Genomic DNA, 26202 nt, shown 5'->3' with positions numbered 1-26202 from the left:
AGAGCTTAATGAGGCGCAACGCGGGACCGATAACCGGCGCGGCGATGATCGCACTGCGCCATCGGCGCCGCACGTTTACCAACGCTTTCCGGTTCCCCACCGCACGAGCGGTGAATCGCCAGTTCCGTGAACGTGTCCGCCGCGTACAACACGCCGTCGAGGTCGACGACGGCGGTTCCGGTGGTCATCGGCGCAGCGAGATGTGCACGTCGCCCTCGCCGGGGCGGGCGGCGTCGAGCAGCTCGCCGGGGATGCGGAAAACGCGCCCCGGCGCGGCGGGCCACGGCAGGCGCTTCTCGGCCACCACCCGGCCGTTCTGGGTCACCACGACCCTCGGGAACCGCACGTACTCGTCAACCCAGGCCAGCAGCCGGTTGCGGGCGGGCCGGCGGTCGCCGACCCGGCGCACCATCGGCGAGATCCACCGCAGCGGCTCGTCGGCGACGATCCGGATGCCCTTCTCCGAGGGGCGTCGGTTGCTGCGGAGGTGGTCCAGCACGCTCGCGGCGACCTGCTTGCCGTCCAGCGCCGCGATATCAGCGGTGTCGACCGGGTGCAGCACGTTCCCGGCGGCGAACACGCCGGGCCGATCGGTGCGCAGCTCGGTGTCCACCACCGGGCCGAGCGTGCCGGGGTCCAGTTCCAGCCCGGCGGCGCGGAAGAGCTCGTTGTCCGGGATCCAGTCGCCGGTGAACACCACGGTGTCGCAGGGCACCGTTTCGCGGTGTTCGGTGCCGAGGTCTGCTACTTCGACGGCCCGCACCCGGTGCTTGCCGATGATCCGGGTGACCTTGGTGCGGGTGCGCACCGGAACCCGCAAGCCCAGCTTGCCCGGAACCGAGAACAGCGCGTAGGACTCGATTTTCGGCTGCTCGCTGGTCATCAGCACGGTGTCGCAGCCCGCGTCGCGCAGCGTCAGCACCGCCGACCAGGAGACGAGTTCGCTGCCGACGATCACCGCCTTGCTGCCGACCTCCCGGTGGTGCAGGTGAACTAGGTTCTGCAGCTGACCGGTCGTGTACACCCCGCCGGGGCGGTCGCCGGGCACCATCCGCGCGGTGCGCGGCCGCTCGCGCGCGCCGGTGGCCAGCACGATCGCCTCCGCGTGCACCTCGAACAGGCCCTCCGGGCTCGTCACCTCGAGCCCGCCCTCGGCCGACCAGCCGGTGGCCATCGCACCGGTGCGGATCATCGCACCCGCCCGCTCGGCGCTTTCGACCATCCTCCGGGCGTATTCCGGGCCGCTGTAGAACCGGTGCAAGTCGCGGATCCCGAAACCGGGGTGGGCGCAGTGCCGCGGGATTCCCCCGGCCTGCTGCTCCCTGTCCAGCACCAGCACCTCGCCCGGCACTGCCGGCGCCAACTCCTGCGCCGCGCGCAGGCCGGCCGGGCCCGCACCGACGATGGCCACGGTCGGGGTGAGCCGCGTGCGTGCCGTGCTCATCGGCGTGCCTCCGTCTCGGTGTCCTGCAACATCCCGGTCACGTTCGCGCCGCAGTAGAACCCCTGGCAGCGCCCGTTCATGGCCCTCGTCCGCCGACGCAATCCATCCAGGTCGCACGGCGGGATCGTGCTGTTCAGCGCGTCCCGGACCTCGCCCTCGGTGACCCGCTCGCAGAAGCACACCACCTTGCCGTAGGCCGGGTCCTGCGCGATCCGGGCACCATCGGCGTAGGGCCGCAGGTAGGCCTCGCCGATGTTCGGCATCAGCGGCGGCTCCGGCAGGTTCGTGCGTTCCAGAAGCTCCAGACCGGCCTCGCCCAGCAACCCGAGCAGGTGCTCGGCGATCGCCATCCCCGAAGTCAAACCCGTGGAGCGGATGCCCCCGGCGACCGCGTAGCGCTGCCCGGCATCGACCTCCACGGTGTAGTCCGGGATGTCGCTGGCCGCCCGCAATCCCGCGTACGTCGCGGTCACCTCCTCCTTGAGGAGTTGCGGCATGATCCGCTCCCCCTTCTCCCGCAGGAACTCGTGCCCGTCCTCGGTGGTCGACGTGTCCCGGCGGTCGGTCATGTCCTCGGCCGTCGGGCCCAGCATCACGTTGCCGTAGATCGTCGGGGACACCAGCACGCCCTTGCCCAGCTTCGACGGCACCGGCAGCACGATCTTGTCCACCATCGGCCGCGTCTGCTTGTCGAAGACCAGCAGTTCGCCGCGCCGCGGGTGCAGGTGGAACCGGTCGTGGCCGAACAGCTCGTCGATCACGTCGCTGCCCAGACCGGCCGCGTTGATCACCCAGCGGGCTCGCAGGTCGCCCCGGTTGGTGTGCAGCACTGTCTCGTCGGCACCGACGGTCACGGATTCGACTCGATGGGAGCGCAGCAGCCGCGTGCCCCGCCGGACCGCGTCCGTGGCCAGGGCGAGGTTCGTGGTCCACGTGCAGATGATCGACTCGCCCGGCACCGTCAAACCGCCCAGCGCTCCCGGGCCCAACGTCGGCACCTGCCGGTACACCTCGTCCGGGCCGACGATCTCGGTCTCGGCGTAACCGTTCTGCTCGGCCTTCTCCTGCAACCCCGGCAGTGCCGCCAGTTGCTCGTCGTCCCACGCCACCAGCAACGCCCCGGTCGGCTCGTACGGGATGCCCGTCTCATCGGCGTACGCCTTGAGCAGGTGGTACCCCCTGGCCACCAGCCGTGACTCCAACGTTCCCGGCTTGGCGTCGAAGCCGGTGTGCAGGATCGCCGTGTTGGCCTTGCTCGTGCCGTCGCCGACATCGCAGCGCGACTCGATCAACGCCACGTCGAGCTGGTGCCCCGACAGCAGCCGGGCGATCGCCGAACCGACGACCCCGGCACCGATCACGGCCACATCGACGATCCCCTTGTCGTGCGCCGAAGTCATGACTCCTCCTGAATCTTGCGATCACCAGTGAGCGCGGTGTCGACGGCGGCGCGCCAGCGGGCGCGGAACGCGGCGGCGGTGTCGGCGCCCAGTTGCGGGGCGAAGCTGGTGCTCGGCGTCCAGTCGACGACCGCCTGATCGAGCGGGAGCCCGGGATCGGCTGCGGCGCGGGCGAAGCCGGCCGCACCGAGCGCCGTCGCATGCGCCGACGGGTACACGTCGACCTGGACCTGCAGGAGGTCGGCGACCGCCTGCATCAGCACCCCGCTGCGGGTGAGCCCGCCGTCGACGCGCAGCCGCGACAGCGGTTCGCCGATGTCCCGCGCGGCGCAGTCGACGAGCTCGGCGACCTGGGCGGCGATGCCGTCGAGCGCCGCCTTGACCAGATGCCCGGCTTCTGTGGACAGCGTCATCCCGCTGAAGCTCGCCCTCGCGTCCGGCGCCCACCACGGGGCCGACAACCCGGCCAGCGCGGGCACGCACAGCACGCCGTCGCTGTCGGCGGCCGCGACGCGATCCAGGTCCGATGCGCCCTGGATCAGCCCGAGGCCCTGCAACCACCGCACCGCCGACGCCGCGGTGGCGACCTGCCCGTCGAAGCAGTACGAAGTCCGGCCCCGCACCCGCCACGCCACCGAGGCGGCCAGCCCGGAGCTGGACCGGACCGGCGCCTGCCCCATGTTGGCCAGCAGGAACGCCCCGGTACCGAAGGTGCACTTCGCCTCGCCGGGCGTCAGGCAGCGCTGCGCCAACAGCGCCGCCTGCTGGTCGACGACCAGCCCGCCGACCGCCGCCGGGTCCCCGAAGAGGGTCGTCTCGCCGATGACCTCGTCGTTGGTGACGATGCGCGGCAGGTCCTCCCCCGCCAGGTCGAACAGCGCCAGCAGTTCGGGATCCCACGACACCGAGTCGAGGTCGGTGAGCAGCGACCGGCTGGCCGTGCTGGCGTCGGTGACGAACTCGCCGGTGAGCTGGTGGACCAGCCAGGTGTCCGATGTGGTCACCACGCCCTCGGTGGTCAGCTGCTCCCGGATCCAGCGCATCTTGGGCGCCGAGAAGTACGGGTCCAGCACCAGCCCGGTGCGCTCGCCCACCAGTTCCGCGGAATCCCCGCGCCTCGCGCATATCTCCGCGGCCCGCCGGTCCTGCCAGACGATCGCCTGGCTCAATGCCCGCCCCGTCGCCGGATCCCAGGCCAGCACGGTCTCGCCCTGGTTGGCCAGCGTCACGCACTCGACGGGCACCCCGGCAGCTGCGACCGCCTGCTGCCCGGAGTCCAGCACCGAGTCCAGCAGTTCCTGCGGGTCCTGCTCCACGCCACCGCCGGAGAGGTAGTGCGGGCGGACTGGCAGCTCGACGACGCTGAGCACCTGGTCGGCGCCGTCGACGACCATCGCCTTGGTCCCCGAGGTTCCCTGATCGATCGCCAGGACGGTGGTCATGACCGGTTCCTTCCCGCATTGCTCTCCGGCTGCGGATCGGCGTCCAGCGCCTTGTCGATGTCGTGCAGGTCCGGCATCGTCAGGCTCTTCGCGCCGTGGCGCACCAGCAGGTAGATCAGGTAGAGCGCGCCGATGGCGAACATGACCAGCACGTAGAGCCAGGGTTCCGCGAACGAGGCGTCCCGGAAGATCAGCAGCTCGTAGGCCAGCCAGACGACCGCCAGCACCAGCACCGGGATCTCCAGGCGGCCGAGCTCGAAGCCCTTCGACGGCGGCAGGCTCCTGCGCTTGGCGACGTAGAGGACCACGGTAGCCGCGTAGATCAGCGCCGGCAGCAGCGTCGCGGCGGAGAACAGCGAGAACAACGCCTGGGTGGACCGGGCGAAAAGCGCCAGCACGATCTGGCTGACCACGAACATGAACACCGAGGCGTTCATCGGGGTGCCGGTCGAGCCGTTGATCTTGTTCAGCAGCTGCCAGGCGGGGAACCGCTTGTCCCGGGCCATCGCCCACACCAGCCGGGCGCCGCTGAGCGAGATCACCAGGCCGCAGGAGAAGATCGAGACCACGACCAGCACCAGCAGCGCCTTGCCGACGTAGGAGCCGAGCACCCGGGCGATCACGTCCGCGACCGGGGTGTCGGACTGCGCCAGCGCCACCGGGTCACCGGCCAGCGCCGTCACCGCGACCAGGAACAGCATGCCGAGCACGCCGAGCCCGACCACGGCCTGCGCCATCGCCTTAGGCACCACCCGCGCCGGGTTCTTGGTCTCCTCGGCCAGGTTCGCCGCTGTTTCGAAGCCGACGATGGTGAACGCGCCGAGCAGGAAACCCAGGGCCCACGGGCCGACCGAGGTCAGGCCGCCGAGCGAGAAGTAGGACTCGCGCGGGATGTCGCCGGTGCTGAACAGGGTGCTGAAGTCGAGCTGGCCGGTGACGCCGCCGACGACGAACAGCAGCACGGTCAGCGACACCATCCCGATCAGCTGGATGGTGACCGCCACGTTGTTCACCCGCTGCGTGGCCCGGGTGGACAGCGCCACCAGGATCGCTTGCAGCAGCAGCACGACCGCGGTGATGGCCCAGGCATTCTCGTTGGTGCCCTGGTACTGGAACAGCACGGGCAGGATCGTCGCGGCGATCGTGTAGTCCACGGCGACGACGACCACGCCGAGGAAGGTGAACGACACCCAGCCCATGATCCAGCCCAGGACCGGGTTGGCCAGCCGGGAGATCCACTGGTACGCGTAGCCGCTGACCGGGATCCGCGCGGCCAGCGCGCCGAAGATCAGCGCCACGCACAGCTGGCCGACGACCACCACCGGCCAGGTCCAGATGCCCATCGGCCCCGATGAGTTGAGCACCGAGCCGTAGGCGGTGAAGATGCCGGTCGCGATCGAAACGAAACCGAAGGCCACCGCGAAGGACGTGTACCAGCCGAGCTCGCGCTTCATCTCCTGCGCGTAGCCGAACTCCGAGAGGCCGTTCGCACCGCGTTCACCAGGCGTTGTCATTTCTGCCCTTCCTTCCCTGCCGCCTCGGACGGCGATGCCTCATCGGCCGCGGCGGAGTCCGCCTTCCCGGGCCGGATGATCCGGCCACCGGCTTCGGCGACCGCCCGGACCAGGTCGGCAGGGGGCTCCTGGTCGGTTATGACGCCGGTGATCTGGTTGAGCGACGCGACCCGGTACGGGGCGACGCGTTGGTACTTGGTGCTGTCGACCAGCGCGTAGCTCGCGGCGCAGTTGCGGATCATGATCCGCCGCACGTGGGATTCGTTGAGGTGGAAGTCGGTGAGCCCGGCCTCCGCGTCGAGCCCGCCGGAGCCCAGGAACGCCACGTCAGCGTGGATGTCCCGGAAGAAGTCCTGCGTCACCGGGCCGGACAGGGCCAGGTCGCCGCGCCGCATCCGGCCGCCGCTGAGATGGACCTCCGCACCCGGCACGTCGGCGAGCTCGGTGGCGGCCCGCATCGAGCAGGTCACCACCACGCCGGTGAAGTCCTTCGGGATGGCGCGGGCGACCTGCACGGCGGTGGTGCCGACGTCGATGGCGATCGTCTGACCGGGCCGGATCAGCTCCGCGGCCAGTCTGCCGATGACCGACTTGCCCTCCTCCGCCGTGCTGGACCGCTCCACGTAGGGCGCCTCGTCGCCGAGGTGGCCGGTGCGCACGGCGCCACCGCGCACGCGCACCAGGACCCCCTTGTTCTCCAGTTCGGCCAGGTCGCGCCGGATGGTCTCGGTGGAGACGTCCAGCAGCTCGGAGAGCTCCACCGTCGAGACGACCCGGCCAGACCGGATTGCCTGGTTGATGCGGGCATGCCGCTCAGCAACGAGCATCTTTGACCGTTTCTGTGGCTATTTGTGGCTAACTGTGGACGAGTATGGAATCAGCTGGTCGCGGGCGTCAAGGCGGGCCGATGTGAGCTGACTCTCGGCGCACCGGCGGCTGGGCTGTCGCCAAGGCCGGCCTGTCCCTGCGGCTGAACGCCTGAAGGGCGCCGACCGTCACTGGCCGACGCCCTTCAGGCTGGTCCGCTGACCTCCTCCATCGAGCCAGGAGAAGTGCGGCTTTCAACGCCTCTGCTAGCGCGCGAGCACCGGGACCAGCTCGCGGCAACCAGCCACAAACGGTCCTGCTGCCGAAACGTTCTTTCGAACAGGGATCAACGGGTTGCGGTCGCGACGAGCGCCACCCTGGGGAGTTCGGCCCGGAAACCTCGGCCGGCCGGACGGACGGTCAGCTCCGCCACCTGCGCGCCAAGCCTGGCTCGTTCGTCTGGACCGAAGGTGGCGTAGCGACGGACGACCTCATCGACGATCATCCAGGAGTCCTCGTCGTCCAACGCGTCCGGGGGAACGAGCTTCGCCAGCGCGAATAGGTCGTACATGTAGTTGATCACGCCGCGCCGTGCTGCTGCCGGGGAGTCAGCATCTACGACGCACGGGTCGTAGAGGTACCGGACCCGCACGTCGTGGAAGCCCGCAGTGACGAGCAACTCGTGCATTTCCTCGCGAAGAAAGTGATCGTGCTTGTGCCCGGTGTAGGTGTAGCGGTCCAGGGCTTCGCTGTACCAGCGGGCCGTGGTGCTGCCCTCCTCGAAGTCGTGCACGACGATCCGCCCGCCTGGCCGGAGCACCCGGTGGGCTTCCGCCATCGCCTGCGGGCGCTCGTCCACGGGAATGTGGTGGGTGCCGTAGGCGAAGATGACGCCATCGAGTGCCGCATCCCGGAACAGCCAACGCTGCGTGGCTTGCCGCACGGCTGGGAGCCCTTGGGCCAAGGCGTCGGCGATCATCGGGGCGGCCACGTCTCCGGTGAAGATGGCGGGACCCGTGACCGGCTGGAGTAGCCGCATCGCTCGCGTCATGGTTCCGTTGCCGCCGAGCGCGTCGAGCAGGAGGCTGCGAGCTGGGCTGCTGTCCACCGGTATGGCCAGCTCGCACAGGTTGCTGATCCCCCGTCCACGTACCAGGGGATGCGCGAGCTGGGTGCTGCGATAGGCGTCACCGCGACCGCCGTGTTCCTTGGTGTCGAACGGCGAGGCGAAGCAGTCCAGCGCCTCGTATATCCGGGCGAGCTGCGTGGGGTCCAGCCGTGCCAGGTCAAGGCGCTCGTACAACCTCGGGTGGCGGATCCGGAGCTCGTCGAGGTACTCCTGCATCGTGGTGCCGGGCAGGATTTCGACACCGGAGAAGGATGAGTGCTTCGTTTTCTGCATGGCGCGTCGCAAGCCCTCCGCGTTGCGGGACTACTCTTCGAAGGCCGACAGGAGTTCCTGCTGGCTGACCGACGTGACCTGGGAGACGTCGTACAACTGCCGGTCGGCCGCGCTCAGCGTGGTGAACACCGCGTTGATGGCGGCCACCAGACCCCACACTTCGGTGTAGGGCGGCCAGCCCGGATGCCCGGCGGCGATGTCGCGGTGCCGGGCGAAGATGTAGTTCGCCCAGTCCCGCGAGCGTGGGAACCGGTGGTGGTAGTCATGGCACGGCCCGTCGCCGACGAAGACGAACAGGCGCGCCGGCAGGTGCACGAACAGCATCCGCCGCCACCACCGCGACCAGCTCAGAACCCGCCGGACACCGGACACGTCGGGGCCAGGCGCGGCTTCGCCGAAGAAGACGCCGTGGGTATACCCGGCCACCGTTGCCCGCCCCTTACACACCGGTCCGCGGGCCGGGAAGATGTGTCGCGATGAAAGGCGGATCGTGGCTGCGGCGTTGAACAGGAACACTAGGGGGAACACCCACACGACGAGGTACTCGACCCAGATCCCGAGTGCGATGACCACCATGAGCTGCCCGCCGACCAGCGCCAGGAACAGCGCCCGGTACCAGGCAGCGGTGCCCCGGAGGTGCGAGGCGATCCGCGAGTAAGTCGCCTTCGCCTGCAGACGCGGCGAGAAGACACCCGCGAGCATTCTGCGCCACAGTTGCCGGCGGGTCATGCCGACACGCATGCCCAGGACCAGCATCAGGAACTGGACGGTGGGATCCTTCAACGTCATGTGGTTGCTGGAGTGGTGGTCGCTGACGTGCTCACTCTTGTACTCGCCGTACTCCTGTGTCACCAGCAGCAACGCGATCGCGCTGCCGATCGCGGTGTCGATCTGCTTGCGCCGCAGGAAGTTCGCGTGCGAACACTGGTGGACGATCATCACCCGCAGCTTCCGGATGCCGTGCGTGGTAAGCAGCCAGGAGGCCGGCAGCAACAGCATCCACCACCCCGCGCCCACCACCGCAGCTCCCAGCGCGATTCCCGCGACAATGGGCAGCACGCTGGCCCACAGGTGGTGCAGCGGCGTGAGCTGCCACGGCCGCTGGCCTCCCAGCGGTTTGCCGGTGAGCCACGTGAGGGCGGGTTGGAGGAATCCAGGTAGCACCCGCATGGTCTCCCGCGGGTCGGGTGCTCCGCCCGGCGTCGCGGTTGATGCGTCGGGACGCAGTTCTTGGTCGCGCACCTGTTCTCACCTCTGCAATGCTGGTTCCGTCAAGGCAGCAATCGCACGAAGTCGGGTTCGATCGGAGGGCGCCGCCCGGTGCACATGTCGAGGTAGGCTTGCCGCAACGCGTGGGAGATCGGGGCTTCCGGGTTGCGCGGCTGGATGCCGTCGATCGAGCCGACCACCCGGATCTCCTCCCAGGTACCACAGATGAAGACCTCGTCGGCGGTGTACAGCTCGGAGCGGGTGATCGAACACTCCTCGACCGTAAGAGCGAGTTCTCTGCGAGCCAGCTGGATCACGGTCTCCCGGGTCAGGCTGTCCAGGACTCCGTCGGACAGCGGGGGCGTGTACAGCCGGCCGTGGCGGACCATAAAGATCACCGCTTCGGCGGTTTCCGCCACCATGCCGCGGTTGTTGAGCAGGATCGCCTGGTCGGCTCCCGCCTTCTTCGCCTCGACCCGCCCCAGCCTCAGCGCCGCGTAGGACGCACCGGTCTTCACCAGCACCGGGAAGGACGTGTCCTGGGTGCGCTGCCAGGAGCTGATCACGCAGCTGATCGGTTCGTCGAAGCGGGGACCGATCTGGTGCAACGAGATGAACGAATCCATCGGGGCGAACTCATCCAGCGACTGCCCCGGCGACAGCGCGTCGGGGTACACATTGGACCGGCCGGAGTCGATGTACACGGTCAGGCGTAGGTAGACGTCCTCGCGGAAGCTGGTCGCCGCTAGGAGATCGGCCATTCCCTTGTCCAACTGGTCAATCAAACCGTTCTCCGGAACGTGCAGCAGCTCGGCGGCCGACCGGAGGCGGTTCAGATGGCCGTCCACCTGCACCACCGCGAACCGCTTTTGCTCCGGCCGCCAGTACGCGCGGAGGCCGTCGAACACGGTCAGTCCGCGCAGCGCAGTGACCGGAATACGGGCCTGGTCCCAGGGCACGACCTCACCGTGCCACCAGACCAGCGGTGCGTGGGTTTCATTCATGGACGCCCTCCTTGACTCGCGCAAGAACCGTTGGGGCCGGCGTTGTTCCCCCCGAGCCGCAACCAGCTAACGTTCCGGGACCGCAGGACCTTGTCAGGGAATCCTCACCACCCGTTACCGGATACTTCGGAAAAATGACAGACGAAGTTGTCCATAATGGATTTTTAAGCGACCACCCCGGGAGCAAACCTGGAAGAATGTCCCACCGTTGAGCCCCACTCGTCAACGCGTCCGATCGGGCGGTTGATGTGATTCACCTGCCTGTAGCAACGTGGAATCAAGAAATCCGGCTAGCATCGCCCCGTGCAGACGCTACGGGACGAAGGCTTTACACCTCGTGAATGGAATCCCGAAATCCGGAACCCGCTAGCCCAATCGGGTACGGTATGGAGCAATATTGAACCAGCGGAACTGCCAGTCATGCAGAACGTCCTCAAACTGCGCCGCGTCGATCCTGGGGGGATCCTGCACGCGACGGACGTACTGCTCGGCGGGGTCACGAAGTGGACCATCCTCGGCGACAACGTGATCGGCGCGTGGGGGTGGCGCGAGGTCGATCTGGACCAGCAGTACCGCGCGGTGACCCACGGCGCAGGCGCTTTCATCGCGTCCGCGATGTGCTACCTCGAGGTTTCGGGCAGCGACGCCGGGGCGTTGTTGGACGCACTTTCCCCCCGCAGGGTGTCGGACCTGCCGCTCGGTTCCGCGAGGTTCGTGCTGTTCACCACGCCCGCCGGAACGGTCGACGAGGAAGCTGTCGTCGTCCGCACCGGTCCGGAGGAGTTCCTGTTGTCCTGCGGCGGCGGAAAGGAGCCGGGCTGGCTGCGCAGCACTGCCGAATTCTTCACCGAAGTCAGCATCCTGCCCAGCGAAGTCTTCAGCTTCAACATCAAGGGGCCCAAGCGCCTGCAAGCGGTGCAGAGCCTCGTCGAGGATGCGGACCGGCGTATGATCGCCGACCTGCGCAACTTCCAGTCCTGCCAGGTGCGAACGCTCGCCGGTGGCCAGGCCCGAGTGCTCAGGAGCGTCATCGGTTACGAGGTCTGGGCGTCCGCAGAAGTGCTGGCTGCGATGTGGCGGCAGCTCGTCACCGAACGGCCCGAGATCACCCCGTGTGGCTGGGAACTGCTCACCATCTACCGAATGGAGTGCCGGGACATCACCTTCGGTCTCTTCCCGGTAGACGTACACATCGGCACCACCCTGTTCGAGATCGGAGCGGGTTGGATGGTGCCCGACGACCACGACGGCCGCGACTACATCGGTCGCGAGGGACTGCTGAAAAGCCGCGGTTCGCAACGGCTGTGGCTGGCCGGTTTGCACGCTGCCGACACGAAATCCGGCTGCCCCCTGGTGGGTGACGAGGTGCTCGACGACAGCGGCGGCTTCCTGGGATACGTCACGTCAGCCGCCCCTTCTCCGCGGGAAGGCCGCGTGCTGGCGTTCGCCCACCTGGCACCGGACTGCCAGCCGGGTGCGGTCGTGCACGCCGCTGGCTCACGCTGGCAGGTCAGCACTATTCCGTTCCCAGACCTCCCGGCCGCGCCCTAGGCAACGGCCGTACCACGCCGATGGAGCGGGGCCGGGGCAGCAGCACTGACCCCGGCCCCTTCTACCGCCCGCCTCGAACGCGACGCGCCCGAGAGTGCACATCGACCGAAAGGAGTGGAACATGGGTCGTTCACCACTCAGCGTCCTCCACCGGACTGATGCCAACGGAAAACCCGTTCCCGACGTACTCTTCGAGAAGACTTTCCAAAGCCTCATGGACGAACACGGCTACGTCCACCTGACAGGCCTGCCGGATGACTTCGACCCCGTGGCGTTCGGCCGTCGACTGGGTCCGCTCATGCCGCACCACGACGGTGCTCTCGTGGCCGAGGTCAGACCCGCGCCCGCGGCAGACGGCGTCTACTACCCAGGCAGCACCAAAGCGTTCGCGCCGCACACCGAGGGTTATGACCTGCTAGGGCTTCCGCCGCGGTACCTGGCCCTTTGGTGCGTGCATCCCCCGGCTGGAGATGGCGGGGAAACAACTCTGGCGGACACCCGGCCGTGGCTGGCGGGGTTGTCCGAGCAGAACCGCCAGCACCTGGAGCGGACCGAGTACGACTGGACGAACCCGCACGGCGACCTCGGCGTCGCCTTCCGGCACCCGCTGCTGGACGAGCACCGCGGGAGCACGGTGGTGAGATTCTCGGTCAACAACATCGTCCGCGATGACACCGATCCAGTCGCCGCGCTGCAGTCGGTCTGGCAGCGGCTCTTCGACGAACAGCATCTAGCGATCAGCTACCAGCGCAACGACATGGTGGTCTGGGACAACTGGCGCCTGCTGCACGCACGCACCGCCTTCGCTGATCCACATCGCCACCTACGCCGAATCCACATCGCCGAAGCGCATTAGCGTGGTGCACGGTCATCCGGCCCGCGAGGCGCACAGGTCCGCTGCGGCTGCTTCCATCAGCTCACGCGACGGCCGCACCGGATCGCGGCGGCCGACTTCCCGGACCAAATCCGGCAGCGGCACGCCGCAGCTCTCGGCGACCTCGCGGGCCAGAGCCAGCCGCTCGGTGTGGAAGCGGCCTTCTCCGATCGCGATATCCAAATAGGACACTCCGCGATCCCGCAACCGACGACCTGCGACGTGCTCCTCGGACTTCCCGGCCAGCAGATCACCATCTACACCAGACAGGAACCCGCCGCGTTGTGCGGCCTTGACGAGTACTTCGAGCTGCGCGTTGCCAGCGCTACGGCCGGCCCCGCGAAGCGTGCCATCGACCATCACAGCACCGGCGTCCAGCGCCGCCAGGGAATTCGCCACGGCGAGGGCGGTGTTGTCGTGGCCATGAAACCCGGTGGCGATCCCCCGGTCCCGCAACAACCGGAGCAGGCCAATGACCTCTCCAGGCAGCATGCAGCCAGCGGAATCGGCCGTGTAGAAGACATCCACCCCGGCAGCGCGGGCGTCCTCGGCAATGCGGACCGCTTCGGCGGGAAGCACCGCATAGGTCTTCATGGCGTTGAAGGTGATCAGCTGGACACCGAGTTCCTTCACGCCGGCGGCCAAGGGAAGAATGTTCGCGGCCTCGGTGATGTTCGCGGTCAGGCGGACGCAGCCCGCGCCGGCCGCAACCGCCCGCGCGATGGTCTCCAGGGACGCGCCCGGGTAGACCATGATGGCCACAGTGGATCGAGGGGCCGCCTGCGCAACCGCACCGACGTACTCCTCGATCTCCAGATCGGCCCAGGACGGAGCGCCCTTGTCGGCAATCTCGAGGTAGTGCACCCCGGCATCGGAGAGCTCCGCCGCGATTCGGACCGACTCGGCGAGGGTGAGGTGGGTTTCGTACTCGACTTCACGCAACGTGCAGTCGACGAGGCTGACGGGAAAGTTCAAGGTGTCTTCTCCAACCCTGTGTATGGCCGGGGAGCCGGGTGATTCAGCGGAGCGCATCTCGGTCGAGCTCAGCCGGGCTGCGGTACCCGACAAGCCCGAGCGTGATGTCGATGTCCGCGAGCAGGCTGCGCAACACGTGGCGCACGCCCGCCTCGCCCGCTTGAGCGAGCCCGTACGCGTAGGGTCGGCCGACGAGCACGGCTTTCGCTCCCAGGGCAAGGGCTTTGATGACATCCGCACCGGTCCGGATTCCGGAATCGAACAATACGTCTACCTCCGCGCCGACCGCGTCGACGACCTCGGGGAGCATCTCCAACGCACCTACGGCACCGTCGACCTGGCGTCCTCCGTGGTTGGAGACGACGATCCCGTCGGCCCCGCGCGCGACAGCATGGCGCGCGTCGTCGGGATGCAGGATTCCTTTCACCACGATCGGGCCGGACCAGTGATCGCGCAGGAAGGAGAACTGCTGCCAGCTCTTGCCGGCATCAGTGGGCATGCGCTGCCACAACTGGAGTGCCGCGGCGAGATCCTCTTCGGGCGGCTTGGCGAGCCTGGATCGGAAAACAGGATCGGAAAACGGGATCGCCATGCCGATTCCTTGCTCAGCCGGGTAGTAGCGCCTGTCCATTTCGTGCGGTCGCCAGCCCCGGGCCCAGGTGTCCACGGTGACCACCAGGGCGGAGAAGCCGGCGCGCTTGCCGCGGTCGAGGATGCTGGCGCAGATCTCGCGGTCGCTCGACCAGTACAACTGCATCCACCTCGGCGCGTCACAACCGGCGGAAGCGACCTCTTCGAGAGTCCGCGACGATGACGAGGAAAGCACCGATGGAAGACCCAGTTCTGCGGCCGCACGTGTGCTCGCGAGTTCCGACTCCGGGTGCAGTATGGATTGAACGCCGACGGGTGCCAGCAGCACCGGGGCAGGCAGGTGCATGCCGAGCACCGTGGTGCTCAGGTCTCTGCGGTCGGCGTTTCGGAGCATCCTTGGCACGATCCGCCAACGCTCGAACGCCGCGCGGTTGGCGCGAACAGTGGCACCCGTCCCGGCACCGCCTGCCACGTACCAGTACGGTCCGGCCGGCACCTTGGCTCGAACGGCGTCCTCCAGCGCGGCCAGATCCGTCGTAAAAGGAAGCGATACTCCATCTTCGCCGAGTTGGACGATTTCGCGCTGATACTCAGCGAATCCCGTCATGTCGGCGAGTCTGCCCAATTTCCAGCAAGTACCGCACCACCCGATCCCAACATCACTCATCTGGCGCAACAATCGTCAGATCTACATCCCAGAACCGTCAGCCGCTTGGTCGCGAACGGAATTTTACGCCTGGCCTGTCAGACCGCTCTCTTCGGCCGAACGGACTGTGGCGCAAGCGAAGCGCCACCCACATGGACCATTGTGGGCCGTACTGTCCGGCAGGCACGATTGCCCCCAGGCGTAAGGACCATGGAAAGGCAACCATGACCTCCGTGCTCGAAACGCTAACAAATCAAGGTTGGGCATTGATCGACGGCGCCGGTTTCACCGATGGATCCGACGTGGATTACCGGGCGGTCGAACGAATCGCGAGCCGTTACGGAACGGCCTCGGATCGCGACGGAGGGCAGGCCATCTGGCCGGTGACACCGCGGAAGTCCGGGTCAACCGATACGTTCAGCGTGCGCGCCGGCGAGGCACGCTTCCACACCGACGCCGCCTACCGAGCGGAGCCCGAGCAGCGATTCGCACTGTTCTGCGTGCGCCCCGCCGAAGACGGCGGAGCAAGCCGTTTGCTGCAAGCCCGGAAAGCACTTTCCGGCCTCCCGGGGGAGATGTCCGCTCTGCTGCGAAAACCCGTCTGGCGATGGATTCCGCCAGCCACATTCGGCGGTGAACCCGACATATCACGCTCGGTGTCCAGAGAGGACGGAAGGATCCGGTGGCGGGTCGACAACCTCGACGTGGATTCCGCGCTGCGCTCGGTGGCGACCGACTTCGACGAACACCTGGACTCGCACCCCGACGCAGCTGAGTTCGTGCTTGGCACCGACAGCGTGCTCATCTGCGACAACGAACGCGTCCTGCACGGGCGGACGTGGTTCTCCGACCCCCGACGGCTCATCTTGCGCGTCAGGCTGGTCATTAGATGACACCCGCCGACGTGCTCATCCGGCTCGCCACGAACGTTCCCGCCACGGACACCGAGGCGGATGACTGGCGCGCCCGCAACATGGCAGAGCTGCTGCTGGCGGCCCGGACATCGAGAGACCCACTCCTGGTGTCCGCAGTGGACGATTTTGTCCTGACGTCACCCCCCGTGTACTCACGGTTCGCCGACCGGCTCCGTCGGATGCGCGGCTTCCTTGCAGATGCGCCTGCCGACTACGTGGAGGACCGCAAGCAAGATCCCGAAGCCCCGTGGCCCCGCCCCGCCGTCCGCGCCCGCGCGGCGCAGCTGGCACGCTTCGTCGACAGCTGCACGCCAGAAGGATGGGACGAGGAGCACACCGAGCCGGCCGACGCAGCGGACGTCTCCGCCGAGCTGGACCGCAACGCCCGCACACGAGTGCTGGGACGCACCGGCCACCACTGCGTCGACACCGATCTGCCAGCAGAACTCGTATGGCGGGAATGGCTGGTGGACAACAATCGACCAACCCTGGTCGTCGTCGCGAAGCAACGCACCGCCGCAACTCGCGTCGTGCGCTGGGGCCTGCACCTGCACATGGCCTCGCACATGGACCACCTGGCTGAACTCACCGAGCACAGTGGTCCGGCCGCAGCGACCCAACTGCAATTCGGAGAAGGCCTGCTCATCGCGGAGGCCGTCGCCATGGCTTGCGAGTTCATCGCTCTGGCCGACGCCGACCGCACGAGCGCCCTGTACCGGGAATCCCTCCGGCGACTCGCGGTCAACCGGCTGCGGAGACTGCCGCGGATCGCGGAGTGGGGTGCGGCTGCCCTGCCGGGCTCCCCCACTATGGCGGAGGTCGTGCACTCCGTCGCCGTCGACGAATTCACGGTGCTACCCACGCTCGCCGAGGCCTACGTCGCCGGCCCGTTCGACCTCGCCGACCAGGGCTTCGACCACCCGCTTATCCCGCCGAGGTTGCGCACAGCGCTCGTGGAGAAGTTCCGGATCGCACTACTCCCTGCTGGAGCGATGCGCCCTTGAGCGGCTGAACACCCAGAGCCGCATCACCACGAAGCGCGTGGTGCCGCCGATGATGCTCATCGCCGCGACCGCGGCGGCCTCCACGACGCTGGAGGGGTCTTCGACGGCCAGGCCGAGCAAGTCCAGCGCGATGCTGTTCGAGACGCAGTAGAAGAGGAACACCGCGAGGGTCTGCAGGTGCATGCGGATCGGGTGCTCGTCCCGGCCGGCGAACGCGAAGTGCCGGTGCGCCATGCTGCTGGCCGCGGTCGTGATCAGCAGCGAGCACGAGTTCGAGGCACCCGTCGGGAAGATCTCCCGCAGCAGCACGTAGAGCACGGCGTTCGCCGCGGTCGCGAGCACGCCCACGACCGTGAACAGCACGGCCTGGCCAAGGACGTTGTCGCGCGGGGCCGTGCGGGGCGGATCGGCTGCGACCGGGGCGAGCGCCCCCGGCTCCCGTGCAGCCAGCACTCTCATGGACCCCACTCCAACGCAACGGTTCAGATCTGCGGTCAAGCTAGTCCGGCCGTGCGGGAAGGCCGCGTGAACTACCTGGGAAGACGCTGGAAAACGCCGGTGCCAGCCGTCATCCTCCCGGTCCACCGGTGCGCGACGCTGCGACTGACGCCGGCTCCCGAGCGCACCCTCGATACCAGTGGGTTCAGCTACCTCGAACCGTGCTGTACCCAATCCGGATTCACTCCAGTCAGGCTTGGCGACAACGCCGAAACCGCAGTTCAAGGCCGCCTCGCCGGAAATTCTGAATCGCGCTCACATTCGGTCCCTTGACGCGGATCCCGACAGCACGCAAACTCCCGGACCAGCCCCAGGAGACAACTTCAAAAGTATACTTCCACATTAAGAAAATCGGAGACCGACATGGCTCAGCCGACGTCGCCGGTCCAGCGCGGCCGCGTGTCAAGGGTGCTGTCCTCGCTGTTCGTCCAGGTCCTCATCGCGGCCGTCCTCGGCATCGCCGTCGGGCACTTCTGGCCCGACTTCGGCGGTGCCCTCAAGCCGATCGGCGACGGGTTCATCCGGCTGATCAAGATGGTGATCGCGCCGCTGATCTTCTGCGTGGTCGTGGTCGGCATCGCCAAGGCCGGCGACATGCGGTCGGTCGGGCGGATCGGGCTCAAGGCGCTGATCTACTTCGAGGTCGTCACAACCGCCGCCCTCGCGCTCGGCCTCATCGCCGGGAACGTCATCCAGCCCGGCGCAGGGCTCAATGTCGATCCGGCGACGCTGGACGCCTCCGGCGTGACCGCCAAGACCCACGGCGAGCAGATGCCCGGCCCGGCTCAGTTCGTGCTGCACATGATCCCGGAAAGCGCGGTGGCGGCCTTCGCCGACAACGAACTGCTGCAGGTGCTGCTGCTGGCGGTGCTGTTCGCGGCCGGGCTGCTGCATATCGGCATCGGGCGCGCGCCACAGGTCTTCGCCTTCATCGAGCAGACCGGCGAGATCATCTTCAAGATCATCGGCTTCGTGATGCGGCTGGCCCCGATCGCGGTGTTCGGTTCGATGGCGTACCTCATCGGCCAGTACGGGCTGTCCTCGCTGAGCACCTACGCCACCCTCATCGGCGCCTGCTACGGAGCGGCGCTGCTGTTCTGCGTCGTGCTCGGCGTGCTGCTCAAGGCGTTCACCGGGCTGCACCTCCTGCGGTTCCTGCGCTACACGCGGGAAGAGTTCGCCCTGGCCGTGGGCACCGCGTCCAGCGAGGTCGTGATGCCGCGGATCATGGAGAAGCTCGAACGCGCGGGCTGCCGCAGGGAGGCGGTCGGGCTGGTCATCCCGACCGGCTACTCGTTCAACCTCGACGGCGCGTCCATCTACCTGTCGCTGGCGACGCTGTTCATGGCCCAGGCCGTCGGCGTGGACCTCACCATCGGGCAGCAGATCACCGTGGTGCTGGTGCTGGTCCTCACCTCAAAGGGCATGGCCGGGATCCCCGGCTCGGCGTTCATCGCCCTCTCGGCGACGGCCGGCGCGGTCGGCGTCATCCCGGTCGCCGCGGTCGCGCTGATGCTCGGCGCGGACCGGATCATGGACACCATGCGGGTCGTCACCAACCTGCTGGGCAACTGCGTGGCGACGTTCATCGTGTCCAAATGGGACGGAGCGCTGGACTGCGACCGGGCCCGAGCCACCCTCGCCGACCCGGCGTCCGCGCCGCCGCTCCCCCGCGAGGAGGACGAGCCCGCCAAGGCCTGACCGACGGGGCCTGACCGCCAAGGCCTGACCGACGGGGCCTGACCGACGGGGCCTGACCGACGGGGCCGAGTTCGCTGCTGCCATCGGGCGCGTGTCGGGCCGGGCCCCGGTGGGTACTGCCGGGGGCGGAGGAACGCGGGAGGCCCGGGTGGAGCTCGTCGAGGAAACGCCGTACCGGTTCCGGATCGAACAGCACGGCGCGATGCGTGTGCCGGGGGTGGTGTTCGCGTCGCGGCGACTGCTGCCGTCAAAGGGCGACGGCGCGCTCGACCAGGTCGTCAACGTAGCCGCCCTGCCCGGCATCGTCGGCGCGTCGTACGCCATGCCGGACATGCACTGGGGCTACGGATTCCCGATCGGCGGCGTCGCGGCGACCGACGTCCGCGCCGGCGGTGTCGTCTCACCGGGTGGCGTCGGTTTCGACATCTCCTGCGGGGTGCGGCTGCTGGCCGCCGAGCTGGACCGGCCGGACTTCCGCCGAGTCGCCGAGCGGATCATGGACGGGCTCAGCCGGGCCACGCCGCGCGGGGCAGGCCGGGGCGCGGTGTGGGAGTTGCCCCGCGAGGGCCTCGACCGGTTACTGGAAGAGGGGTGCCACTACGCCGTCGCGCGCGGGCGCGGCACGCCGCGCGACCTGGAGCGCTGCGAGGACGGCGGCGCGGTGGCCGACGCGCAGCCGGGTCGGGTCAGCGCCCGCGCGCGGGACCGGGGCCTCGGGCAGGTCGGCAGCCTCGGGTCCGGCAACCACTTCCTGGAGGTCCAGGCGGTCGCCGAGATCTACGACGAGGGCGTCGCCGGGGCCTTCGGGCTCCGCCTCGACCAGCTGTGCGTGATGATCCACTGCGGTTCCCGCGGGCTCGGCCACCAGATCTGCACCGACCACGTGCGCAGCATGGACGAGAGCATGGCCGATTACGGCCTGACCGTCCCGGATCGCCAGTTGGCGTGCACGCCGGTCGATTCGCCGGCGGGTCGCGCTTATCTCGGCGCGATGGCCGCAGCGGCGAACTACGCCCGCGCGAACCGCCAGGTGCTCGGCGTCGCCGCCGGCGAGGTGCTGCGGAAGGTGACCGGCCGCGGGCTCGACCTCGTCTACGACATCTCGCACAATCTCGCCAAGATCGAGACGCACGAGGTGGAGGGCCAGCGGCGAACGCTGTGCGTGCACCGCAAGGGAGCCACGCGCGCGCTGCCGCCCGGGCACCCGGAACTGCCGCCGAGCCTGCGGGAAGCCGGGCAGCCGGTCCTGATCCCCGGTTCGATGGGCACGGCGTCCTATGTGCTCACCGGCGTGCCGACCGGTGATGCGTTCTTCTCGACGTGCCACGGCGCCGGACGCACGCAGAGCCGGCACCAGGCGATCCGCACGACCGATCCCCGCCGCCTGCGCCGGGACCTGGAGCACGACGGCATCGTCGTCCGCGGCAGTTCCGCTCGCGGGCTCGCCGAGGAGGCGCCGACCGCCTACAAGGACGTCGACGCCGTCGTCGCCGCCGCCGAAGGAGCCGGGCTGTGCCGCCGCATCGCCAGGCTCGTGCCGCTGGGCGTGGTGAAGGGTTGACTTCTCTCCCGGTTGGTGCAGGGAGATTCAGTCCTCGCGGACTGGGTTTCCTGTTTCACAGCCAGCCGCGCCAGGCTCGGCCTGATATGTCTTACGCCAGCTCCGCAGGCATTCGCCCACTCCGTGGGCGGGCTCCCGATAGACCACCGGTACCCATGGTGTTGCTTGTGGTTCCAGCTTGGTGTGCTGGGGCGGCAAGGTTCGCTTGCCGGAACCGATCTTACAGTGGCCGTTGCGCAGCCGGACACGCGGGATCGTCTCCTCCCTGGCCTGACGGCCGGGGCATCCGCCGTATGGAGTCGAGATGAACGGGTTCCGCTTCCTGCCGCACACCGCCGACATCCGGTTCGAAGCGTGGGGTTCGACGCGCGAGGAATGCCTGGCAGCCGCGGCCCGCGCGTTGGTGGCCGCTTTCGCCGAGGTCGCGGTGGATGGGCCGGAAAGCACCAGAACCGTCGAATTCGACGGCACCGACGAGCAACTCCTGCTCGCGGTGCTCGACGAGATCATCTACCTGCTGGACGCGGAAGGCACGGTCCCGCTGGACATCCGCGTCCAGCCGCTCGCAACCGGCATCGCGCTGGAACTGGCCAACGTCGCGGTGGCACGCGCCGAGATCATCGGTGCCGCGCCCAAAGCCGTTTCGCTGAACGAACTTCAGATCGAGCACGACTCTCGCGGCTGGCACTGCGCCGCGACCATCGACGTGTGAGCCGCTCAGTTCTCCACGTCATCCAGGGCGTAGCGGAGATAGCGGGCGGCGGAGCGCTGCACGATGCCGCGCGCGTCGGTAGGAATCACCGTGTCCCACCAGGCCCCGTAGAGCGCGTCGAACCGGTAGGGCTCCAGCAGCTGCGCGGCGCGGCGGACGACGCTGGGACGTTCCGGGATCAGGTTCGGGTAGCTGTACATGAAGGCCACGTGCGTGCGGTCCGGGATGACCTGCACGATGTCGCCGGTGAACAGCGCTCCCTCGCCGCTGTCCCAGTGCAGCACCGTGCCGCCGGCGAAGTGCACGCCGAGGTTGATCAGGGTTAGCCCGGGCGCGAGCTCGTTGGTTGTGCCCTCCCACAGCCGGATCGACGGGTCCGGGCGGCCTATCCACTGCTGGTCGTTGGCGTGCAGGTGCACCGGCACGTCGAAGGCGTGGGCCCACTCGACCATCGTGGTGTAGTAGTGCGGGTGGCTGATCGCGATGCCGATCAATCCGCCGAGATCATTGATCGTGCTGATGATTTCATCGTCCAAATAGGACACGCAGTCCCACAGCACGTTGCCCGCGTCGGTGCGCAGCAGCAGCGCGCGCTGGCCGATGGCGAACCGCGGCTCGCAGCCGATCCCGAGCACATCGTCCTGTTCGCGGATCAGCGCCTTGCGCTCGTCGGAGCGCACGCTCGCGAGATCCGTCCACTGCTGACCGCCCTGCGGCACGTACTGGCGCTCGTCTTCGCAAACCGGGCAGTCCGGGCGTGGTCGGGCGTACTGCGTGCCGCAGGTGGCGCAGATCGGCATCGTCGAGGCGGTCATGGTCGTCTGCGGTCCCTTCGTCCCCCGTGCAGCGCGGCGTCCACCTTACGCGCCGTCCCGCCGCTCGACTCGGGAAAACCACCCGTCAGCGGCCCGTCAGCGAGCGATCAGCGCCGTTTGCTCGGCGACGCCGGTTACGGCGCCACCCTCGGCGGGCTGGGCAGCGGTCAGGCGCTGGTCGCCGCCTACGTGCTGGCCGGAGAGCTGGCCGCGGCCGACGGCGACCACCGGACCGCGTTCGTCCGCTACGAGCACCAGATCAAGGACTTCGCGCGCGGCTGCCAGAAGGCCGCGAACGCGATCTGGCTCGCGGACTATTCCCGCTTTCTCCGGTGAGCAGTGCGATCGCCTGGTCGTAGGCGAGTGCCGCGCCGCGCTCGAGAGCCGCGCCGAAGTCGCTCACCAGCTCGCGGTGGGCGGTCGACGTCCGGCCGACGAGGGTCTTCGCGATCCCCAGCAGCAGCGCGGCGCGCTCGCCGTCGCCGTTGAGCGCGGCGAGCCCAGCACCTCCAGCCGAACCCAGAATCCCGAACAGCACCCTGGAATTCTCGCGCACGCCGAACCACGGCAGCCACACATGCGGCCATGGACCACGTAGGCGGTCCAGCCGCCCGCACAACCGTCTCTGACAGCTGGAAATCGCGCGCAGATCCCGCGAAAGATAATTCCACAGTGGATGCTCCGGGCACGCGATTTCGCGACCGGCGCGTTGGCCGCAGCGCGACACCCGAATACGTAGCGCAACCAAAGGGGCTACAGATAGTGCTGAGGACGAAAGTCCCCTGTTGACACCACCCTTTAACTCTATGGTTGCAAGTGCAACACCACGCAGAGCGATCGTTCACATTCCCGACCATCCCGGGCTGACGCTTTCCGGAACGACGTCGGCGTTGTTGGTTGCAAAGCAACATCCGAAGGTCCAACGAAAGTCGTTGAACCCTTTTGAAAAGATGAGGGATCACGATGAAGATCAGCACGATTTTCAGCTCCCGCGGCGGCGGCTGGGGCGGCCGCGGCGGAGGCTGGGGCGGCCGTGGCGGCGGCTGGGGCGGCTGGGGCCGCGGCGGCTGGGGCGGCTGGGGCTGGGGCGGCTGGGGTTGGGGCGGCTGGGGCTGCTGATCGCGCCCTGACCCCACCAATCTCATCCGACTAGCCCGGGCTTTCAGCCCGTAAACCGGCTCTTGTCAACCGCAGAGCTCCCGCCTGCCCGCAGGCGGGAGCTCCCCTGCAAGACGGTGAAATCCGCAGAGCGGAGGTGCCGACCATGCAATCCGATACCGCTCGGACGGCTCTTGAATGGGAGCCCCCGAAGTTCGAGGAAGTCGACTGGGAGGCCCCGGACTTCGAAGAACTCGCGTGCGCGTCCGAAGTGACGATGTACGTCTCGCGGATGGAGGACTAGCACCGAACACCAGCAGTGGCCCCTGCGTCGACGAGCAGACCACCGCGAGAAACCTGCTCGCCGACGCAGGCCCGCAGACCGAGCTTTCCGGACCGAGTGAACTGAGACGGCGATGAGCACAGCACTACAGCCATCGAGCCAGCCCAGATTGGCCTCGCACGTGCGCTTGGGCTTCGACCGGGCACGGAAGCAGTACATGTTGCAGGTGCCCGAATCTGCGACGGTGCTGAACCTGACCGGCGCGACCACCCTGCACCTGTGCGACGGACGGCGCACGGTCGCCGAGATCGTGGAGAAGCTGCGCGACCGCTACGACCACGTGGCCGACGACGACGTGGCGAACTTCCTCGCCCGCCTCGTCGCCAAGCGGTGGGTGGAACTCGGCGGTGACTGACCGGTCCGGGCTGCGGGCCCAGGCGCGTGCACGCTGCCCGTGCTGCCCCAACCCGCTCAACCCGGCCTCCTGAATAACAGGTCCTGCCCTCACACCGTCGGGAAGCTGCGGGAGGACATCTGTGCCAGCGGCAGAACCGGGCCGGATCACGGTGCGGGAGTTGCTCGCGCGGCCCGTCTACCGGAGGTGGTGGGCCGCTGCGGTGATCTCGCGCGCCGGGGACATCCTGGCCGGGGTGACGCTGCTCCTGCTGGTCCTGGACCGCACGGGCTCGGGTCTGGGTGTGGCCGGAGTGGTGATCGCCGACGTCGTGCCGGTGCTGCTGTTCGCTCCCGTGGCCGGCGTCGTGGTCGATCGCCTGCCTCGACGCCGCATCATGATCGCAGCCGACCTCGTCCGCATGGCCCTCGCCGCGTTGCTGCCTCTGGTCGGTACCCACCTGGGAGCGGTCTATGCGATCGCGTTCGCGCTCTCGGCTGCCGCGGTGTTCTTCAACCCCGCAGCCAACAGCCTGCTACCGGCACTGGTCGGCGAACGCGAACTCGTCGCCGCCAACTCCGGCATCTGGACCACCGCGATCGTCGCCCAAATCGCGCTCGCACCGCTGGCCGGCGCGCTCGCCGCCGTGGCCGGTTACGCCGCCGCGTTCTGGCTCAACGCCGCATCGTTCGCCATCAGCGCCATGCTGCTCACCGGCTTGGCGGTTCCCGGTCATCGCGCCGCGACCTCGCAGGGTTGGGCGCGCGACGCCCTCGACGGCGTCCGGCTGCTCGTGGCCGACCGGCTGCTGCGCTCACTGGCCACGGCGCAGTTGCTTGCCGCGTTGTCGGCCGGAGCCACCAGCGCTTTGCTCGTCGTCCTCGTCCGGGAACGGCTCGGTCTGGGCCCGCAGGGTTTCGGCTGGCTCTTGGCCACCATCGCCGTCGGCGCCCTCGCCGGCCCCGCCCTGCTGACCCGGATCGTGCGCGGCCCGGTCCGGCCGGGCATCGTCTTCGGTGCATACGGCGTTCGCGGCTTGGTCGACGTGCTGCTGGCCCTGACGACGTGGCCCCTGTTGGCGGCTGCGGCGCTGCTGTTCTACGGCCTGAGCACCTCGACCGGCACCATAACCTTCACCAGCCTGGTGCAAACCCACACCGGCGAGGCAGCGCGAGGTCGCGTCTTCGCCGGATTCGACGCGCTGTTCCAGACCGGCAGGTTGGTCAGCCTCCTTCTGGGCGGCGTGCTCGCCGACTGGCTCGGCATCACCGCCGTCTACTTCCTCGGGGCCGCGCTGCTGCTCACGGCAGCTGCGAGCGGGTTCGGCCCCAGACGGTCCGCGCAGTCGACTTGATCCCACGCCGGCGCTTCGCCATCCGGCGCGCAACAGGGTCTTTCTGCAATCAAAATTGCGATGTACATTGTCGCAATCGCGCTTGCAGGGCGCTCCGCCTCGTATCCGGGAGCAGGGTTCGTGTCCACAGCACACAACGACGAGATCTTCGGCAACGCCGACGCCCAGTGGCTGGGTGACGTCTTGCCCGGCGTGCCGCTCTCCAAGGCGCAGTCGCGCGTGGTCGACGTGATCGTCCGCAATCCGCAACTTGCGTCCTACGCGGACATCGCCGAGATCGCGCAGCGGGCCGACGTCAACAACTCCACCGTGGTCCGCGCCGCCCAGACGCTGGGCTACCGGGGCTGGCCGGACCTGCAGCGCGAGCTGCGCGCCCGCTACCTGGTGCTGATCTCCTCCGAGGACACGCTCGTCGAGCACGGCGAGCACCGGAGCCCGCTGCACGACGCCCTGACGCACGACATCGACAACCTGCGCCAGGCGCTGGACACCAACACCGCCGCCGACGCGGAGGCCGCCATCGCGGCACTGGCGGCGGCCAGGTCGATCCTCGTGGTCGGCGTCGGCTCCTTCGCCGGCCCGGCCAGCGTCATGGCCCACCTCGGTTCCACCATGGGCTACCCGATCTCCCTGGAGAACCGGGCCGGGGTGCACCTGGCCACCGCCATCAACAGCCTGGGACCGGGCGACGTCCTGGTGGTCATCAACATGTGGCGATCCATGAAGCAGCTCATCGCCACCACCGAGGCAGCCCGCGCCGCAGGCGCGACGATCATCGCGATCACCGACATGCGCCGAGGCCGACTGGCCACCACCGTGGCCGACCACCTGCTGATCGTGCCGTCGGAAGGCATTTCCTTCTTCCAGTCCGTCACCGCGGCCACCTCGGTCGTCTACGGGCTGCTCGCCGGGATGCAAGCGGCGCAGCCGGAACGCAGCCGCGCCGCCATCCGCCGCACCCAGCAGCTGTGGAAGGACCTGGACATCTACCTCGACTAGGACGAACCAG

Annotated in this window: 27 protein-coding genes; 13 read left to right on the top strand and 14 right to left on the bottom strand. The window is 68.4% G+C overall.

Features of this window, described 5'->3' with window-relative positions; all coding sequences use genetic code 11:
• Window positions 1-5: 5 nt before the first annotated feature.
• The 9 genes from FDZ84_RS38185 to FDZ84_RS30565 form a co-directional block, all read right to left on the bottom strand.
• Window positions 6-188, bottom strand: coding sequence for a hypothetical protein (locus FDZ84_RS38185; RefSeq protein ID WP_210435219.1), 183 nt, complete (start codon window positions 186-188; stop codon window positions 6-8).
• Complete coding sequence (locus tag FDZ84_RS30600; protein ID WP_168588704.1) at window positions 185-1444, bottom strand: NAD(P)/FAD-dependent oxidoreductase; 1260 nt, start codon at window positions 1442-1444, stop codon at window positions 185-187. Before FDZ84_RS30600 ends, FDZ84_RS38185 begins: the two co-directional genes overlap by 4 nt.
• Window positions 1441-2844 carry an NAD(P)/FAD-dependent oxidoreductase gene (locus FDZ84_RS30595; RefSeq protein WP_168588703.1) on the bottom strand — a complete coding sequence of 468 codons (1404 nt, stop codon included), beginning with the start codon at window positions 2842-2844 and terminating at the stop codon, window positions 1441-1443. The genes FDZ84_RS30600 and FDZ84_RS30595 overlap by 4 nt, the downstream gene beginning before the upstream one ends.
• Entirely contained in the window at window positions 2841-4286 is a 1446-nt protein-coding gene (locus FDZ84_RS30590; protein ID WP_168588702.1) for an FGGY family carbohydrate kinase, read from the bottom strand. Before FDZ84_RS30590 ends, FDZ84_RS30595 begins: the two co-directional genes overlap by 4 nt.
• Window positions 4283-5800 carry an amino acid permease gene (locus FDZ84_RS30585; protein ID WP_168588701.1) on the bottom strand — a complete coding sequence of 506 codons (1518 nt, stop codon included), beginning with the start codon at window positions 5798-5800 and terminating at the stop codon, window positions 4283-4285. The genes FDZ84_RS30590 and FDZ84_RS30585 overlap by 4 nt, the downstream gene beginning before the upstream one ends.
• Window positions 5797-6627, bottom strand: coding sequence for a DeoR/GlpR family DNA-binding transcription regulator (locus tag FDZ84_RS30580; protein WP_168588700.1), 831 nt, complete (start codon window positions 6625-6627; stop codon window positions 5797-5799). Before FDZ84_RS30580 ends, FDZ84_RS30585 begins: the two co-directional genes overlap by 4 nt.
• A 326-nt stretch (window positions 6628-6953) precedes the next feature.
• Window positions 6954-8009 carry a class I SAM-dependent methyltransferase gene (locus FDZ84_RS30575; RefSeq protein WP_168588699.1) on the bottom strand — a complete coding sequence of 352 codons (1056 nt, stop codon included), beginning with the start codon at window positions 8007-8009 and terminating at the stop codon, window positions 6954-6956.
• Between the two features lie 30 nt (window positions 8010-8039).
• Entirely contained in the window at window positions 8040-9251 is a 1212-nt protein-coding gene (locus FDZ84_RS30570) for a fatty acid desaturase (RefSeq protein WP_168588698.1), read from the bottom strand.
• Window positions 9252-9280: 29 nt separating this feature from the next.
• Window positions 9281-10222 carry an aminotransferase class IV gene (locus FDZ84_RS30565; RefSeq protein WP_168588697.1) on the bottom strand — a complete coding sequence of 314 codons (942 nt, stop codon included), beginning with the start codon at window positions 10220-10222 and terminating at the stop codon, window positions 9281-9283.
• 420 nt (window positions 10223-10642) lie between these two features.
• On the opposite strand from FDZ84_RS30565, the gene FDZ84_RS30560 reads away from it, so the two are divergent.
• Entirely contained in the window at window positions 10643-11773 is a 1131-nt protein-coding gene (locus tag FDZ84_RS30560; RefSeq protein ID WP_168588696.1) for an aminomethyl transferase family protein, read from the top strand.
• Between the two features lie 121 nt (window positions 11774-11894).
• A complete protein-coding gene (locus tag FDZ84_RS30555) occupies window positions 11895-12629 on the top strand; it encodes a TauD/TfdA family dioxygenase (RefSeq protein ID WP_168588695.1) in 735 nt (244 codons plus the stop codon).
• 12 nt (window positions 12630-12641) lie between these two features.
• Here the strand turns inward: FDZ84_RS30555 and FDZ84_RS30550 are convergent, their stop codons facing one another.
• Complete coding sequence (locus FDZ84_RS30550; RefSeq protein ID WP_168588694.1) at window positions 12642-13622, bottom strand: hypothetical protein; 981 nt, start codon at window positions 13620-13622, stop codon at window positions 12642-12644.
• A 43-nt stretch (window positions 13623-13665) separates the two neighbouring features.
• Window positions 13666-14820 carry an alpha-hydroxy-acid oxidizing protein gene (locus tag FDZ84_RS30545; RefSeq protein ID WP_168588693.1) on the bottom strand — a complete coding sequence of 385 codons (1155 nt, stop codon included), beginning with the start codon at window positions 14818-14820 and terminating at the stop codon, window positions 13666-13668.
• A 191-nt stretch (window positions 14821-15011) separates the two neighbouring features.
• Here FDZ84_RS30545 and FDZ84_RS30540 point away from each other — a divergent pair, with 191 nt between their 5' ends.
• Entirely contained in the window at window positions 15012-15752 is a 741-nt protein-coding gene (locus tag FDZ84_RS30540) for a TauD/TfdA family dioxygenase (protein ID WP_371812708.1), read from the top strand.
• Window positions 15749-16777 carry a hypothetical protein gene (locus FDZ84_RS30535; RefSeq protein ID WP_168588691.1) on the top strand — a complete coding sequence of 343 codons (1029 nt, stop codon included), beginning with the start codon at window positions 15749-15751 and terminating at the stop codon, window positions 16775-16777. The genes FDZ84_RS30540 and FDZ84_RS30535 overlap by 4 nt, the downstream gene beginning before the upstream one ends.
• Here the strand turns inward: FDZ84_RS30535 and FDZ84_RS30530 are convergent.
• Window positions 16748-17236 (bottom strand): GtrA family protein, encoded by a 489-nt coding sequence (locus FDZ84_RS30530; RefSeq protein ID WP_168588690.1) that lies wholly within the window; start codon window positions 17234-17236, stop codon window positions 16748-16750. The two genes, FDZ84_RS30535 and FDZ84_RS30530, sit on opposite strands and share 30 nt — an antisense overlap.
• Window positions 17237-17638: 402 nt before the next feature.
• Here FDZ84_RS30530 and dctA point away from each other — a divergent pair, with 402 nt between their 5' ends.
• The 3 genes from dctA (at window position 17639) to FDZ84_RS30515 (ending at window position 21249) form a co-directional block, all read left to right on the top strand.
• Window positions 17639-18976, top strand: a complete 1338-nt coding sequence (gene dctA / locus FDZ84_RS30525; RefSeq protein ID WP_168588689.1) for a C4-dicarboxylate transporter DctA — start codon at window positions 17639-17641, stop codon at window positions 18974-18976.
• A gap of 148 nt (window positions 18977-19124) precedes the next feature.
• Entirely contained in the window at window positions 19125-20537 is a 1413-nt protein-coding gene (locus FDZ84_RS30520) for an RtcB family protein (RefSeq protein WP_168588688.1), read from the top strand.
• A 304-nt stretch (window positions 20538-20841) separates the two neighbouring features.
• Window positions 20842-21249, top strand: coding sequence for an archease (locus FDZ84_RS30515; RefSeq protein WP_168588687.1), 408 nt, complete (start codon window positions 20842-20844; stop codon window positions 21247-21249).
• 5 nt (window positions 21250-21254) lie between these two features.
• On the opposite strand, the gene FDZ84_RS30510 is transcribed toward FDZ84_RS30515, so the two are convergent.
• Window positions 21255-22064 carry an MBL fold metallo-hydrolase gene (locus FDZ84_RS30510; protein WP_168588686.1) on the bottom strand — a complete coding sequence of 270 codons (810 nt, stop codon included), beginning with the start codon at window positions 22062-22064 and terminating at the stop codon, window positions 21255-21257.
• Window positions 22065-22181: 117 nt separating this feature from the next.
• Here FDZ84_RS30510 and FDZ84_RS30505 point away from each other — a divergent pair, with 117 nt between their 5' ends.
• The gene (locus FDZ84_RS30505) at window positions 22182-22400 is read left to right on the top strand and encodes a hypothetical protein (RefSeq protein ID WP_210435218.1); all 219 of its coding nucleotides are present in this window, start codon (window positions 22182-22184) and stop codon (window positions 22398-22400) included.
• Here FDZ84_RS30505 and FDZ84_RS30500 read toward each other — a convergent pair.
• Entirely contained in the window at window positions 22324-22620 is a 297-nt protein-coding gene (locus FDZ84_RS30500) for a hypothetical protein (protein ID WP_168588685.1), read from the bottom strand. The two genes, FDZ84_RS30505 and FDZ84_RS30500, sit on opposite strands and share 77 nt — an antisense overlap.
• 407 nt (window positions 22621-23027) lie before the next feature.
• Here FDZ84_RS30500 and FDZ84_RS30495 point away from each other — a divergent pair, with 407 nt between their 5' ends.
• From FDZ84_RS30495 to FDZ84_RS30475, 5 genes are all read left to right on the top strand, one after another.
• Window positions 23028-23183 carry a hypothetical protein gene (locus FDZ84_RS30495; RefSeq protein ID WP_168588684.1) on the top strand — a complete coding sequence of 52 codons (156 nt, stop codon included), beginning with the start codon at window positions 23028-23030 and terminating at the stop codon, window positions 23181-23183.
• A gap of 145 nt (window positions 23184-23328) precedes the next feature.
• Window positions 23329-23466: a pyrroloquinoline quinone precursor peptide PqqA gene (gene pqqA, locus FDZ84_RS30490; RefSeq protein ID WP_168588683.1), complete on the top strand. Its 138-nt coding sequence runs from the start codon at window positions 23329-23331 to the stop codon at window positions 23464-23466.
• A gap of 112 nt (window positions 23467-23578) precedes the next feature.
• Window positions 23579-23860 (top strand): pyrroloquinoline quinone biosynthesis peptide chaperone PqqD, encoded by a 282-nt coding sequence (pqqD, locus tag FDZ84_RS30485; RefSeq protein WP_168588682.1) that lies wholly within the window; start codon window positions 23579-23581, stop codon window positions 23858-23860.
• 121 nt (window positions 23861-23981) lie between these two features.
• Complete coding sequence (locus FDZ84_RS30480; RefSeq protein ID WP_168588681.1) at window positions 23982-25193, top strand: MFS transporter; 1212 nt, start codon at window positions 23982-23984, stop codon at window positions 25191-25193.
• Window positions 25194-25313: 120 nt separating this feature from the next.
• Window positions 25314-26192: a MurR/RpiR family transcriptional regulator gene (locus FDZ84_RS30475; protein WP_210435217.1), complete on the top strand. Its 879-nt coding sequence runs from the start codon at window positions 25314-25316 to the stop codon at window positions 26190-26192.
• The last annotated feature ends 10 nt before the right edge of the window (window positions 26193-26202 follow it).

It is taken from the genome of Saccharopolyspora sp. ASAGF58, from assembly GCF_012277335.1.
Classification (GTDB): domain Bacteria; phylum Actinomycetota; class Actinomycetes; order Mycobacteriales; family Pseudonocardiaceae; genus Saccharopolyspora; species Saccharopolyspora hattusasensis.
The sequence above is the reverse complement of the archived record's forward strand: the minus strand, read 5'-3'. Positions and strand labels throughout refer to the sequence as shown.

Excerpts from the sequence above, each read along its gene's own strand:
- FDZ84_RS38185 (WP_210435219.1), bottom strand. The coding sequence starts at position 188 with ATGACCACCGGAACCGCCGTCGTCGACCTCGACGGCGTGTTGTACGCG.
- FDZ84_RS30600 (WP_168588704.1), bottom strand. The coding sequence starts at position 1,444 with ATGAGCACGGCACGCACGCGGCTCACCCCGACCGTGGCCATCGTCGGT.
- FDZ84_RS30595 (WP_168588703.1), bottom strand. The coding sequence starts at position 2,844 with ATGACTTCGGCGCACGACAAGGGGATCGTCGATGTGGCCGTGATCGGT.
- FDZ84_RS30590 (WP_168588702.1), bottom strand. The coding sequence starts at position 4,286 with ATGACCACCGTCCTGGCGATCGATCAGGGAACCTCGGGGACCAAGGCG.
- FDZ84_RS30585 (WP_168588701.1), bottom strand. The coding sequence starts at position 5,800 with ATGACAACGCCTGGTGAACGCGGTGCGAACGGCCTCTCGGAGTTCGGC.
- FDZ84_RS30580 (WP_168588700.1), bottom strand. The coding sequence starts at position 6,627 with ATGCTCGTTGCTGAGCGGCATGCCCGCATCAACCAGGCAATCCGGTCT.
- FDZ84_RS30575 (WP_168588699.1), bottom strand. The coding sequence starts at position 8,009 with ATGCAGAAAACGAAGCACTCATCCTTCTCCGGTGTCGAAATCCTGCCC.
- FDZ84_RS30565 (WP_168588697.1), bottom strand. The coding sequence starts at position 10,222 with ATGAATGAAACCCACGCACCGCTGGTCTGGTGGCACGGTGAGGTCGTG.
- FDZ84_RS30560 (WP_168588696.1), top strand. The coding sequence starts at position 10,643 with ATGCAGAACGTCCTCAAACTGCGCCGCGTCGATCCTGGGGGGATCCTG.
- FDZ84_RS30555 (WP_168588695.1), top strand. The coding sequence starts at position 11,895 with ATGGGTCGTTCACCACTCAGCGTCCTCCACCGGACTGATGCCAACGGA.
- FDZ84_RS30545 (WP_168588693.1), bottom strand. The coding sequence starts at position 14,820 with ATGACGGGATTCGCTGAGTATCAGCGCGAAATCGTCCAACTCGGCGAA.
- FDZ84_RS30540 (WP_371812708.1), top strand. The coding sequence starts at position 15,012 with ATGGACCATTGTGGGCCGTACTGTCCGGCAGGCACGATTGCCCCCAGG.
- FDZ84_RS30535 (WP_168588691.1), top strand. The coding sequence starts at position 15,749 with ATGACACCCGCCGACGTGCTCATCCGGCTCGCCACGAACGTTCCCGCC.
- FDZ84_RS30530 (WP_168588690.1), bottom strand. The coding sequence starts at position 17,236 with ATGAGAGTGCTGGCTGCACGGGAGCCGGGGGCGCTCGCCCCGGTCGCA.
- dctA (WP_168588689.1), top strand. The coding sequence starts at position 17,639 with ATGGCTCAGCCGACGTCGCCGGTCCAGCGCGGCCGCGTGTCAAGGGTG.
- FDZ84_RS30515 (WP_168588687.1), top strand. The coding sequence starts at position 20,842 with ATGAACGGGTTCCGCTTCCTGCCGCACACCGCCGACATCCGGTTCGAA.
- FDZ84_RS30510 (WP_168588686.1), bottom strand. The coding sequence starts at position 22,064 with ATGACCGCCTCGACGATGCCGATCTGCGCCACCTGCGGCACGCAGTAC.
- FDZ84_RS30495 (WP_168588684.1), top strand. The coding sequence starts at position 23,028 with ATGAAGATCAGCACGATTTTCAGCTCCCGCGGCGGCGGCTGGGGCGGC.
- pqqA (WP_168588683.1), top strand. The coding sequence starts at position 23,329 with ATGCAATCCGATACCGCTCGGACGGCTCTTGAATGGGAGCCCCCGAAG.
- pqqD (WP_168588682.1), top strand. The coding sequence starts at position 23,579 with ATGAGCACAGCACTACAGCCATCGAGCCAGCCCAGATTGGCCTCGCAC.